The organism is Fibrobacter sp. UWB10 (genome assembly GCF_900182935.1).
GTDB lineage: Bacteria > Fibrobacterota > Fibrobacteria > Fibrobacterales > Fibrobacteraceae > Fibrobacter > Fibrobacter succinogenes_O.
In genome coordinates this window covers 1-12,803 of record NZ_FXUE01000004.1, presented here as the reverse complement: position 1 = coordinate 12,803, position 12,803 = coordinate 1, and the positions used below count along the sequence as shown (strand labels likewise).

Sequence of the window (12,803 nt, the reverse complement as noted above, 5' to 3'; positions counted from 1 at the left end):
TCGGGGAATTATTTCAACCCGCGCAGGATTTTCTTCTGTTCGTCGGTGATGCGGTAGCTTTCGCAGGCTTTTTGGATGGATTTTGCGTGAATCCAGGGCGAAAGTTTGCGGCCTTTGATGTAGGGGAAAGTTGCGTCCCATTGCTTGGCGAGGGCGGTTGCCATGTACCAAGCGATAACCATTTGCACGTAGTAGCGGTCGGTGGGACGGGCGGCATTTACAGAAGCCAGCGCAGCGCCTGTCGAATCGTCGTCGAAACGATTTTCATCGATGGCGGCAACAAGTTTCAAATGTTCCTTGCTGAAGCGTTCATCCAAGAAAAAGTTCATGAGCATGTTCACGCCGAAGCGAACCGTGTAAGGGTGCTTTGACTTGAGCCATTTTTCGATGCACGACTCGAACCGCTTTTCGTCCTTGAGCAAAGCCTTCGGAGATTTGCCGTCGCATACGGCCCAGTTATCAATGTAGGGCAAGAACTGTTCAATGCGTCGCAGGCATTCATCAAAGTCCTTGATGCGTTCAACCGCAAAAAGGTGCACTTGATTTTCTTCGAAATACTTGTGCGGGAGCTTGTCGAGGAATTTACCGAGTTCGGCAGGAGTCGCGCCTGCGGCAAACTCCTTCGCAATTTTTCGCATTGTGGGCACGCGCACGCCGATAATCGATTTCTTGTCGATGTTCGGCAACAGCGACGCATGAAAGTCGCGGTACTTTAAATCCTGTTCAGCCAACAGGCGCTTAACAAGTTCTGCATGATTCATTACGCCCCCACTTTTGGATTGTCGCGATGCGCTTGCGCAATGAGAAATATAATTATTCTTTTTTCGGTTTGATCCTTGCGCTCAGATAACTGAGCACCAGGTTCTGCCACACCACATAGCATGTCGGGGCGAGCGCCACCACAGGGCCCGCATACAACGTGGCAATCCAGATAACGAGTGTGGTATTCTTTTGCCCCATGCTCTGTGCACTTTCAATCGGGCGGCGGTTCCTTTCGACATACCAGCCGAGGGCGTAAAGCAGAATGCAGAGAATGAGCGAAATTCCCGCCATCATGGGGAGTTTACCGCTATTCCAAAGTTCCGTGAATCCCATTTCGCGAATGTCGTAGCTCGCCTTCGCCAAAATTACGAACACCGAGAACGTCCACACGAACATCGTGTACTTCTGGTATTTGGCGGCGCGGTCGGCAAGTTCCGGGTAAAAAGCTCGCAGACCCAGCGCAAACGCCAGCGGGATGCTAATAATCGGCTGAATCGTATTGAAAATCTTCATCGCAATTTCGCTTAGGCCAGCCTCTGTTCCGGTCAAGTAACCGAACACCAGCGGAATCGAAAAACATGCAATCAGGTTTCCGCTCAAGAAAATCTTCAAGGCAAGCGAGGCCGAACCGCCAAGCATTTTGGCCATGGCAGGGGCTGCATTTGCAGGCGGGCAAAGCGCAATAATCGCACCACCCAAAAGCACTTCGCGCGGAAGGTCAAAGAGTTTTACAATGCCCGCAATGGCAGCCACCAGAATCAAGCTCACAATCAGTGCACGAATTTCAATTTTAAACGTGTAACCATGCGTTTGCGGCGGAATTTTAGTCACAAACGTCAAAAACATCATGGTACCGATCAAAAACGGCATTAACGGCGAAAGCACGTGTGCCTGCGGGAGCAAAATCCCGAGTAAAATCGCAATCGGCATCAAAATGGCACGCAAATTCTTCATACGGGCCCAAATGTAGAAAACCGCCAAAACCTAGGCAAGATGGGGATTAATTTCTATATTTACGCCCATGTTACGTTCTAGGTACGAAGCGTTTGACTTCGTGGAAAAGAAGGCCGAAGTCAAGAAAAAGTCGGGCAACCCGATTTTGATGATCGTGTCCGGCTACCTCGCGCTGGTTTCTTTGGGAGCACTCCTGTTGTCGCTCCCGTTTGCGCAGCGTGAACCGGTAGGTGTACTCGACGCGTTCTTTACGGCTATGTCTGCCGTATGCGTTACCGGCCTTACCACTATCGATATTAGCGCAAGCTTTACCACCTTTGGCAACTGGGTTCTCGTAGTCCTGATGCAGGCGGGCGGTCTTGGAATCATGACGATTTCTACCGTGATTATCTTGCTTGCCGGTATGCACCCGGGATTCAACCACCAGTCAGCCCTCCTCGCAAATTACACGCAGGAAGGTAACGTCGATGCCGGCCGAATCCTGAAAGCAGTGCTCCCCTTTACCTTCTTACTCGAAGCCATTGGCGCTGTGGTGTACTTTACGCAGTTTAGCGACATGGAACTCTACGACCGCCTTTTCTGCAGTCTGTTCCAGGCGGTAAGCTCGTTCTGCAACGTAGGCTTTACCCTGTTCCCGGATTCACTTGAACGGTTCCAGCTGAACCCGCTCATGAACATTACCACCTGCGTGCTCGCGCTCGCCGGCGGTTTCGGCTTCTTGGCCATTACCGAAATCCGCTACCTGTTCGACTTTAAGAAGCGCGCTATCCGCAAGGTATCGCTCCATACCCACATTGCCACAGGCTTTACCCTGATTATCGTTCTCGTGAGCATTCTCTTCTTTATGTTCAGCGAATGGAGCAACACCTTCGAGGGCCTGAACTTCGGCCAAAAGCTGGAAACGAGCGCCTTCATGGCATTCACCAGCCGTACCGCTGGCCTGAACTCCGTAAACGTGCCCGGCTTGAGTGTGGGCTCGCTGTTCTTCTTTGTGATTATCATGCTGATCGGTGCAAACCCGGGTAGCTGCGGTGGCGGTATCAAGACGACAACCACCGCCGTGATTTTCCTGCTCGGATTTAACCGCCTGCTGGGCCGCAACAAGACCCAGATTCTTGGCCGAACCATTCCCGAAACCACGGTCGATAAGGCTGTGCGAATCTTCGTGGTGGCAATCGTGGTTGTGGTGGTGGCAACCCTCGTGTTGCTCGAAACCGAGGCCGCCGGCAACTCCATCGAGCAAGTTTCGTTCCTCAAGGTATTCTTCGAAGTGGCAAGCGCCTACAGCACCTGCGGTCTTTCCATGGGTCTCACCCCAGATCTTTCGATTCCAGGCCGTATCGTGATTTGCACGGTGATGTTTGTCGGCCGTATGGGCCCGTTGTTCCTGATTTCTGCAGTGGCTAAAAAGCAGGAGCAGGGCATGTGGTACGCCGAAGAAGACATCATGGTCGGCTAAGTTACTACATTTAGGCCATGGCTTCTAAACAATTCGTAGTAATCGGACTTGGAAACACGGGCTACTTTTTGGCCCGTCATTTGACCGCACTCGGACACGATGTGATGGTCGTAGACCCGAGCCCCGAAAAAATCCAGGATATTTCGAACCAGGTTGCCCAGGCAGTCGTTGCCGACGGCACCCGTAAAAAGCAGCTCCAGTCGCTCCCGCTTTCCAAGGTGGACAGCGTTATCTGCTGCATTGGTGAAGACCTGCAGGCATCGCTTTTGACGGTTCTGAACCTCAAGGAACTGGGGGTCAAGCACATTATCGCGAAGTCCAGCAGCCCGGCCCACACGATTATCCTTGAAAAGCTCGGCGTGGCAGACATCTTCCACCCGGAACGCGATATGGCCATTTCGCTGGCTGAAAGGCTCAACCGCCCGAACATGCTCGACTACCTGCCGTTCATGGAAGGCTTCTCGATTGTGGAAATCGCCTGCCCCGACGCATTCCTCGGCAAGACCCTCAAGGACCTATCACTCACCCACAAGTACGGCATCCAGGTGATCGCTATTCGCGACCCGCTGGAACGCACCCCCAAGATCGGTAACATTGCCGACTACGTACTCAAGGAAAACGACGTGCTGTTCGTGATTGGCCCGAACGAGGCTTTGGATAAGCTCAAGACCTAGCCCAAACGGGCTGGTCCCGAAGGCCAAATATGATAAAAGCCGGCGAAGTTCGTCGGCTTTTAAACTTTTCAATCCGTATTACAGATAAACTAGAATACCGGTTTTGTGGAGGCGGCACGTTCCGAGGAACGGCTCGAACCCGAACGCTTTTCGGTTGCAAGCTTGCGGTGCGTTACGGCACCTACTGCAAAGTAGCGGCCTTCCTTCTGCACCAGTCCGGTGTAAATATTCAACACCTTCTGCGAGAACCACTGCTGGTACAGGTTCAAAATGCTTTCCTTCAGGGCCGAAGTTTCGTCAATCGCCGGGTTGCCCGAGGGCTTGCCGTACTTGAGCGTAAACTGTTCAGACATGTAAGCTACAGCTTCAAAAGACTTATTCAAACGGGCGCGTTCGACACGACCGGTACGAATTTCAAAAGAGTAGAACTTGTCGTTCTTGTTAAAAATAAAGTCAACCTGGACCGGCAGTTCACCGAACATAAATACCGGAATGACGACACGTTCGCCTTCGCCACTTTGACCATACGGCTCGTAACCGAGCTTCATCACCTCTTCGATAACGGTCTCACGGGTGGCACCAAAGGGAATACCCGCAAAGTCATTATAACGTTGGGCGGCCGCTTCCAGAGAAAGCAGCAGGGTCAAAATCGTTATAATAAATCCAAAGTGTTTCACAGGATTCTCCTAGAATCTTTGTAAAAGATAGTAAACTTTGCCATGTTGGTAAGTCCTTATCTGATATTTTCTTAGAAAAAACGCCGATTATCTATATTTTGACTCATGGCAAGCACTTTTGGCAAAATTTTTAGCGTTACAACCTGGGGCGAATCCCATGGTCCGGCCGTCGGTTCGGTCCTGGATGGCTGCCCCGCAGGCCTCGAAATCTCCGAAAATGAAATCCAGGCGGAACTTAACCGCCGCCGCCCCGGGCAGGGCAAAATGACCACTGCCCGCGACGAAAAGGACCAGGTTAAGATCCTTTCGGGCGTTTTCGAAGGCAAAACCACCGGAACCCCGATTTCTTTCGCCGTCTTTAACGAAGACCAGCGCAGTCACGACTACGCCGAAATCCAGAAATGGTACCGCCCGGGTCATGCCGACCTGTGCTACGACCTCAAGTACGGGTTCAGGGACTACCGCGGCGGTGGACGCAGCTCTGCCCGCGAAACCATCGGGCGTGTTGCCGCAGGTGCAGTCGCCAAGAAACTTTTGAAGCAGGTCAACAACACTGAAATCATCGCCTGGGTGAATTCCATTGGCGAAGTCGATTGCGGTCCCCTAGACCTGAACAAACTCACGCTCGAACAGATTGAAGCTTCGCCCGTGCGTTGTCCCGACCTGGACGCAAGCGCCAAGATGGAACAAGCCGTGCTCGATGCCCGCGCAAACGGAGACAGCATTGGCGGCACCGTATGCCTCTTGGTCAAGAATCCGCCGGTGGCGCTGGGCGAACCGGTGTTCGACCGCCTGGACGCGTTACTCGCCCAGGCAATGCTGTCGATCCCCGCCTGCAAGGGTTTTGAAATCGGAAGCGGTTTCGCCTCGGCCCGCATGCACGGCAGCAAGCACAACGATGAACTTTACTTTGATGGCCACGCCTACCACACCCGCACCAACAATGCGGGCGGTTCCCTCGGCGGAATCAGCAACGGCGAACCCATTTACTGCCGTATGGCATTCAAGCCGACCGCCACAATCTCGCAGGAACAAAAGACTGCTGGCCGCGGTGGCGAAAACGGAACGCTTGCCGCCCGCGGTCGCCACGACCCGTGCGTTGCAGTCCGTGCGCCGGTGATTGTCGAAAGCATGGCAGCCCTCGTGCTCGCAGACTTGTTCTTGCTGCAAAAGAGAAATTGCTTGTAGGAACGAGGTCGCGGCGTTGCCGCTTTGAGGTATGAGGTTTGAGCAAGAAGAATGAAATGCTTCGTCTTTTTCTAGCTCTCTGCTATCGTGCCGCATACCTGTTGCATCATGCGCTCTGCCTTAGGCCGGGCGCTCCTCTCCAGCATTCTAAGCTGATTGTCGTCGGGAGCTTTCGCACCGGTGGTGCAGGTAAGACGCCTTTCAGCATCTGGCTTTGCAATCACCTGGCCGCCCAAGGCAAAACGGTGGCACTCCTCGCCCACGAATACGCCTTCGACGAGGTCTCCATGCTCCGTCAAAAATTTGCAGACAACGCGCGCATCCAAGTTTTCGCAACCCGCAACCGCTACCGCTTGGCACATGAGCTCGACCGTTCGCAAAAGTTCGATTGCATTGTCTGTGACGACGGATTCGAAGACAGCCGTTTGGTCGGAGCCATCACCATTCTCTTGCAGTGGGAACCCCTACCCACAAAGATTTCGGAACTCTGGCCCTACGGTAAAATGCGCAGCCTTGCGAAAGACCACGACCTAGATTCTCCTATGGTCCGCATACTAAGGTGTGACGGCGGAAATCCGGCCGTAAAATTTGTTGTAGATAAAGTATTGCACTACGCCACCGGCGAAAAATTCAACCACAAAAAAGCAAACGTTGCATGCGGTCTCGGCAACCCTGAACGCTTCTGCAAAGACCTTCAAAATTTCGGAATCGAAATCGAACGCCAGTTCTTCTTTAAAGATCACAGCAAATCGTTTGCCGCCCAATTCGAACAAATCCTTCAAAAGAACCCACAAGACGCCTTTGTGATTTCTGAAAAAGACGCCGCTAGGCTCCCCGCCGAATTTATTCAAAAAAATGTAAATTCGCTAATTTTCGTTGCATCGCAGACAACAGAAATTTCTCCCGAAGCCACCCAAATTCTGCTCTAAGCCCGTCTACCCCTTTCAAATTTCTTCCCTAGTTTTTATATTTCAGAGAAAGAAGGAAGAAATCATGACGCTCACAAACCGTATCCAGAACTTGATGCAAGCTCTTTGCCAGGAATTTCCTGAAAGACAAGATCGGCTCCAACTCGGATTCCTCGCCGCCATCAACAACGAATCGTTCTACCTGTACGGTCGTTCTGGTTCGGGCAAGAACTTCATGGTGAACCGCCTGCTTTCGGCTTTCAAAAAAACGAACGTCCTCAAAATCGACAACCGGCCGCAAAATCTTCCGGCATCGTTCGACGATTATGACCTCATCTGGTTCAAGGACTTCAATCCGATTGACGACATCACGAAAAACAGTGTGCGGAGCGCCCTGCAAAACAGGGACAATTCCATGCTCATTCTCAGCAGCGATGTACGCCCCGAGAACGCCATGGGCCGCGCCGACATCGCAGACGATATTACGCTCACGATTTACATGCCCGACAATCTTTCTTCGGATTCGCTGTGCATGCTTCTGCAGAACCATAGTCTGAACAGCAGTTTCAAGGTTCCCGAAGAATACACTATTTCCGAAGAAGAAAAAAAGCAGTGGAGCGAAGAAATCAAGAAAGTCGTCTTGTCTCCGGACACCATGACTATTATCGGAAAGCTTTCCGAACTTTGCATTGAAAACGCTATTTACGTTCCCATAAGCAAGTGGCTCTCGCTTGCAAACATTGTCCGCACTATTGCCTTCTTTAACGGACGCAAGGAAACCACCTTCTCCGACGCCTTGTTCCTTGGCACATCGATTTGGGGCAGATCCACTTCGAACAGTGTCATCATGGACAACTTCAACAACATTGTCAAATCGGTCTTGTTCAAAGACCTCGCTGGCGTTGTCGAAAAAGCTTACGATGCAGACTCCCTTTACCGCAGAGTGAAGGCCATGATGCACAGTTCTAACAATTTGTACGAAACCAAGGAATTCAACGGAGAGCAATGCATTTGCTACCGTATTACAGTTGCAGGCGAACAGACCCCGCTGTATGTACCGTTGCAATACGTTGAAACCAACGAAGATTTCAACCCGTACAATGAGCTTCGCAGAGTCGAAAAACACGTGCGTTGCAATTACCACGGAACTTCAAGCTGCACCATTTCTATCGACTCCGCCATCAAGGGCGTGGGCCTTCGCAACAACAATTCTAGAAACGGCAACAGCATTCCGGAAAAATTCGAAGACTTTGCAACGCTCCCGACTTACATTCTTCGCGAAAACGACCCCGAAGTCGCTAAGAAAAAGCGCGCTAACCTTGAAGCTTGCCAAAAAGAGGCACAATCTCAAATGGAACAGCAGGCAAAGATTCTGCGCTCGCTGCGCGATCTTTACCAGTCAAACAAGACATACCGCAATGACTTGTTCTGCAATCTCGAAATTTTCGATAAGTTCCAGACTGAACTGAGCGAGACTTTCAACAAAATCAACGGCGTTGCGACTAAGCTCAAGGAAACCCTCGAGCTATTCAACGCCCCGACCAAGTAATTAAGGCTTACTTTTTGCTGCGGCGGATACCGATTGTAAAGGTATCATCACTGCTGCCAGCCTTTTCCTTGCCGTTCTTGATTTTCACCTTCATCTTCGCAATATAGGCTCCCGTGCCAACGACGCGGCCCTTGTCGCTGCGGGCATTCCATTCAAAGAACAGGTTGCCAGGATTGTCGTAGCAATTCGACTTTTCTGGAGATTCAGCATTGTAGAATACCTTCGCATCGTTACAGGCAACAGTTCCCGTAACCTTGCTTACGAAATCGCCCAAATGCGAGAAGTAATAGTTTTCCCAGTTAATCTTGATGAGAGCAAGAGCGGAATCCTTATTCGCATCGCTCGGCAAATTCATAATGGCCGATGTCGCAAGTTCACCGAGATTAAAGTTCAACAACAATCCAGGTTTGCCAATGCTGTCGATAATTTCCTTGACGCCCTTGTTCGACGGCACCACCACAGGCACAATCGGATCCTTATAAGGCCATTTCTCGACATCGCCCGAAATAGTCACTACACCAGGAGCCTTAATTTCAGTACGCTGTTCACCCACAATGCGAACCTTCGGATTGTTCGCATGAGCCGCATTGCCACTACGGTCCTTGAGTTCACCAGGCATCAGCTTTACATAGTCACCCACTTCAGGAAGCGTTGTTTGCGCCGTACGATGGAAGTACAAATTATACACATTTCCCTGTGAATTCTTGATATACGTCGAAATAGTTAGCGAATCCATAAAGTTCACAGAATCACGATAGAACACAAAAGCCGTCTTTGCATCAAATGTTTTATCATCGGTGCCTTCGCTCAAATTAATCGTCACAACGCTAATGTCCTCTGACTTCGGCTCAATCGTGGCACTCAAAATAATGGGAGCCACATGGTCTTCAATCGAGGTGTTCATTGAAAGCTTGACTTCTTCGAAAGAGTCGTCGTCAGTGTACGTGTAATGGTACAAAAGCGAGCCCGAATAAATCTGGTCAGATACACCCGTGAATACATCTTCGCGAAGTCCATCAGGATTAAACAGGGTGATTATAGATTCCTGTTCTACAAGCGGCCAAATATTATCTTGTCCCGCAGTCGTGTGGAACTGAGTCCCGCCAAATGCCCACGAAATCGTATCGGGTACAACCTTGTCAAACGCCTTGCTAAACGGAATCGAAAGACTATCCGGAATGCCATCGCCATTCACATCGAACATAGATGCCTTCATTGCAAACGGCACCGGCGGTTCCTTGAAATGAATATCAGTCCAATGAATCCTATTTGCAACGCCTTCGCCTTCAATCGTAAAGAAGGCATTGACCGTAGCAGAATCACCCACTACGTAGAAGCTCGCGTAGCCCGTAGAATCAGTCGTAATCGTTGTAACGCGCTGGTTATTCGCATCCAAGAAACTGAGCGGATATTTCGTCTTCACGTTCAAAGTCGCGACACAGTTGACATTCGTGCTAGCAAGCATTTCGCCGCACGGCGTCGTTCCGTACAGCAACACAATCTTAAGCGGCACTGTATCAGGGTAAGTCACATGCGCAAGCAACGTATCATTCTTGCCGTCGTCAAGTCCAAGCAAAGTTCCACGAAGCGTATAGCCCTTCGGATCGAACACCAACGAATCGGTCACATGGAACACATCCACAAACGCAATGTCCGGAAGCGGATATTCTGGCACCGTAAACGGAATCATCTGATACTGGCTCTGGTCGGCAGCCAAATAGCAAATCAGCACATACTGGCCCGGGCTAAGCGTACGCGAATTCACAAAGGCCGAAGTATCAATTGAGAAACCAGCCATGTTTTCGCTAATGAAAATACCGCCGTAATTTAGGCCCGGTTCAAGCAGCACGCCATCGGCAGGGAGTCCACCGCCCACCAGTCGGAATACGGACTGCGCGTATGTCGTATCGATTTTCGAAACGCTCGACACATCGCAACTTAAAGATTCATCGACCAGCAACTGCAAAAGTTCGTACTCGATAATTCCCTTCGAATTTTTCTTTTCGACCGGGAAATAAGTCTTTTGCGTCTGCAAGTTAATCGAGGTACGCATCTTGAAATTCGAACCGGTCGCATTACGTTCCGAGAAGAAAATCTGGAACGGATATTCTTTGCCCTCGGTCAGTCCGAGCGTATCCAAGTCTACTGCGCCTTCGACAGGGCTATGGCAACCGCCAATGTCTACGACCAAGCGGTTATTGATAAACACCCACACATCGTCGTCACCGCGGAATTCAAAATACTGACCGCGAACGTACTTGAACTGCGCATTGATCTTCATCGAGAAACTGTAGTTGTGCTTGCAGCCTTGAATATCCCAGTCGAATTTCGGGTTCTTAATCGTCTTGGCCGAATCCAGATATTCAAAATCATCAATCGGGTAGAATCCTGGATTCACAGGGTCGTTACAGCCGTTCGGAGATTCCGTCACGTCGGCCAGCCAGAATCCTTCGGCATCAAGCACCAAGTCAATGTCGCGGCAGGTCGCATTCGTGTATTCGCGGCCCGTCGCAGGATCGGTCGCCAAGACCTCGGGAATAAACCACTTGTCGATTTCGCGGCCAGCAGAGCACTGTTCCCACGGGAATGCAAGCGAATCCACACGCAGCGGGAGCCCGAGTTCACTCAAGGTGTCCTGCACCATGCCAAGCACATGCCCACCGCAAGTCTTGTATTCAGAACCGCCATGAAGAACCGTCGTATATTCGTTACCGCCGTAAATTCCACCAAAGTCAATATCAATTGCATCATTATACGATTCGCCGGCCCAGTCCAGAATCATCGCCGAAATCTTCATGGTCGGGCAAATGCCCAAGCGGCCAGGGAACGTTTCGCTAAACTTGGGCGCACTGCTCGAAAGCGGATACGGGTAAACCCACACCGTGTCATAGAGCGCCACCATGGAATCAAGCGCAATCGGAGTACCAGCTTCCTTGCCTTCGCCCATCAGGCCCTCAAGGCTATAGAAATCAGTACCGAAGGACTGTCTGAACTGAACACCCCAATCGTCCGTATGCTTGTAATACGTGCCTTGGTACCAGCCACAAGTATCACTCTGACTCGAATCATACGGACTTGCCGTAATCGGCCCCATGCGAACCAATTCGTCAGCCACAATCATCGATGGAGACATATTGTCCCACGGGCTCATCAAGCGAATTGTCTTCGGTTCTAGCGGGCTAAACGAAAGATCAAGCACACCACTGCTATTCGTGAACAGCCAAGTTTCGTAAACGCCAGTCGGGAACAACTGCGAAGCCAGCGGACGCTTGCTTTCAGGGAAATACGTTACCTGCGGCCACTCATTCTGACGACGGTAAATATTGAACACCGCCATAAAAGAACTCCAGTTCGCCGAATTCACTGTCGCGGGCTCAAATTCATAGCGATACCAATACGGATACACATCCTTCTCGGTTGCCACAGGATTGTTGATGATGTTGTTTCCGACAGTAATGTAGACCGTGCTGTCCTTGAACGTGGAATTCGTACGCCACGGGTGGTAAATATGCAGCACGCGGGTAGAATCAAAACACTCGCCAAGCGAACCAATCTTGGAATCAATGGTAAGGTCCGCAGCCGTACCATCCACAAAAACCGTATCCATCATGTCGAAGTAGGCAGCAAGTTCCACCACCCCTTGGGCAGGGTATGCCATATAAGGCGTATTCAAGCGAATAAAGTGTGCGGACTGCAGCGGGTTGCGAGCAATCATCGCCGGCGAAACCGCGCCATAAAACCAACCGCAACTCGACTTATCATCAAAAGCAAATCGCATCATCACGGAATCAGTCCCGAAAATCATCTGCGGAAGCGCACGGTTACCCCAGGGGCTCTTAAACCACACCATCTTGGACCCCGGAGCCACAAACGACTTGGTATAACTCTTGTCGGTCGGATCGGTATAAAGCCAGACTTCGACATCGGTGCCGAACAGCGTACCCATCTTGAATTCGCCGCCTTCCTTCCATTGTTCGCCATTATTGTTGTTGTAATTTCCGTCAGCAGTGTTCGGATAAATGCTTACCGTAAAGGATTCCCAGTCCTGAAAATCGGACACATTCTTGTTCCAGGTATAGCTGAACCAGCCGTTGCCTTCATCCGTAGTAATTGTCGAAGAACCGGCACCAAAAGAAGGATTATAGCCGCCACCTGCTCCGCCAAGAATATGCAAGAAATAGCCGTCTTTCGAAGAATCGTTACGCCACGGCGACTGAATATGCACCGTAAGCGTCGCGTGCGCGACGACGGACAAGAATAAGATAGAGCAAACAACCCAAACCCAATGCTTCATAAACACATTCCTTTAATTACGAAAGACTATTCCATTCTCTCGCACAAACAACTCCAATCTATAAAATATATTCTTTATTCCAAATCGGAATAATTATGCGCTTTTTAACAGAAAAACGTTGTGTTAAGCACAATCCGCAAGTACCCTACGTTGGCACGAGAAGCCGATGCTGACCTTCGTCAGCATGACGCGGGCGGGTAATCCGGTATAAAAACAAAAAGCCCCTTCCACTGTTTACAGTGAAAGGGGCGTGAATCCAGCGGCGACCTACTCTCCCGGGCCCGTAGGCCAGGTACCATCGGCGATGAGGGGCTTGACTTCCGTGTTCGGAAAGGGAA

9 protein-coding genes and 1 rRNA gene are annotated in these 12,803 nt (G+C 50.7%); 5 read left to right on the top strand and 5 right to left on the bottom strand.

Translation table 11 applies throughout. From position 1 onward, the window contains the following. Positions 1-8: 8 nt before the first annotated feature. Both QOL41_RS10420 and QOL41_RS10415 read right to left on the bottom strand, forming a co-directional pair. Entirely contained in the window at positions 9-761 is a 753-nt protein-coding gene (locus QOL41_RS10420; protein WP_283429703.1) for a DNA alkylation repair protein, read from the bottom strand. A gap of 52 nt (positions 762-813) precedes the next feature. Beyond that, positions 814-1,716 carry a bile acid:sodium symporter family protein gene (locus QOL41_RS10415; protein ID WP_283429702.1) on the bottom strand — a complete coding sequence of 301 codons (903 nt, stop codon included), beginning with the start codon at positions 1,714-1,716 and terminating at the stop codon, positions 814-816. Positions 1,717-1,783: 67 nt separating this feature from the next. Between QOL41_RS10415 and QOL41_RS10410 the strand changes: the two genes are divergently transcribed. Continuing rightward, positions 1,784-3,175 (top strand): TrkH family potassium uptake protein, encoded by a 1,392-nt coding sequence (locus QOL41_RS10410; protein WP_163438974.1) that lies wholly within the window; start codon positions 1,784-1,786, stop codon positions 3,173-3,175. Between the two features lie 17 nt (positions 3,176-3,192). Continuing rightward, positions 3,193-3,849, top strand: a complete 657-nt coding sequence (locus tag QOL41_RS10405; protein WP_173653691.1) for a potassium channel family protein — start codon at positions 3,193-3,195, stop codon at positions 3,847-3,849. An 89-nt stretch (positions 3,850-3,938) separates the two neighbouring features. Here the strand turns inward: QOL41_RS10405 and QOL41_RS10400 are convergent, their stop codons facing one another. After that, on the bottom strand, positions 3,939-4,526 hold the full coding sequence (locus QOL41_RS10400; RefSeq protein ID WP_173653692.1) for a hypothetical protein: 588 nt from the start codon (positions 4,524-4,526) through the stop codon (positions 3,939-3,941). 105 nt (positions 4,527-4,631) lie between these two features. On the opposite strand from QOL41_RS10400, the gene aroC reads away from it, so the two are divergent. The 3 genes from aroC (at position 4,632) to QOL41_RS10385 (ending at position 8,171) form a co-directional block, all read left to right on the top strand. After that, the gene (gene aroC / locus QOL41_RS10395; RefSeq protein WP_283429701.1) at positions 4,632-5,714 is read left to right on the top strand and encodes a chorismate synthase; all 1,083 of its coding nucleotides are present in this window, start codon (positions 4,632-4,634) and stop codon (positions 5,712-5,714) included. Between the two features lie 56 nt (positions 5,715-5,770). Further along, positions 5,771-6,643: a tetraacyldisaccharide 4'-kinase gene (locus tag QOL41_RS10390; RefSeq protein WP_283429700.1), complete on the top strand. Its 873-nt coding sequence runs from the start codon at positions 5,771-5,773 to the stop codon at positions 6,641-6,643. A 64-nt stretch (positions 6,644-6,707) separates the two neighbouring features. Then, on the top strand, positions 6,708-8,171 hold the full coding sequence (locus QOL41_RS10385; RefSeq protein WP_283429699.1) for a hypothetical protein: 1,464 nt from the start codon (positions 6,708-6,710) through the stop codon (positions 8,169-8,171). 7 nt (positions 8,172-8,178) lie between these two features. Here QOL41_RS10385 and QOL41_RS10380 read toward each other — a convergent pair whose 3' ends face one another. Together QOL41_RS10380 and rrf are read right to left on the bottom strand one after the other, a co-directional pair. Next, positions 8,179-12,465: a fibro-slime domain-containing protein gene (locus QOL41_RS10380; RefSeq protein WP_283429698.1), complete on the bottom strand. Its 4,287-nt coding sequence runs from the start codon at positions 12,463-12,465 to the stop codon at positions 8,179-8,181. Between the two features lie 254 nt (positions 12,466-12,719). Beyond that, positions 12,720-12,803, bottom strand: a 5S ribosomal RNA gene (gene rrf / locus QOL41_RS14270); the annotation flags it as partial.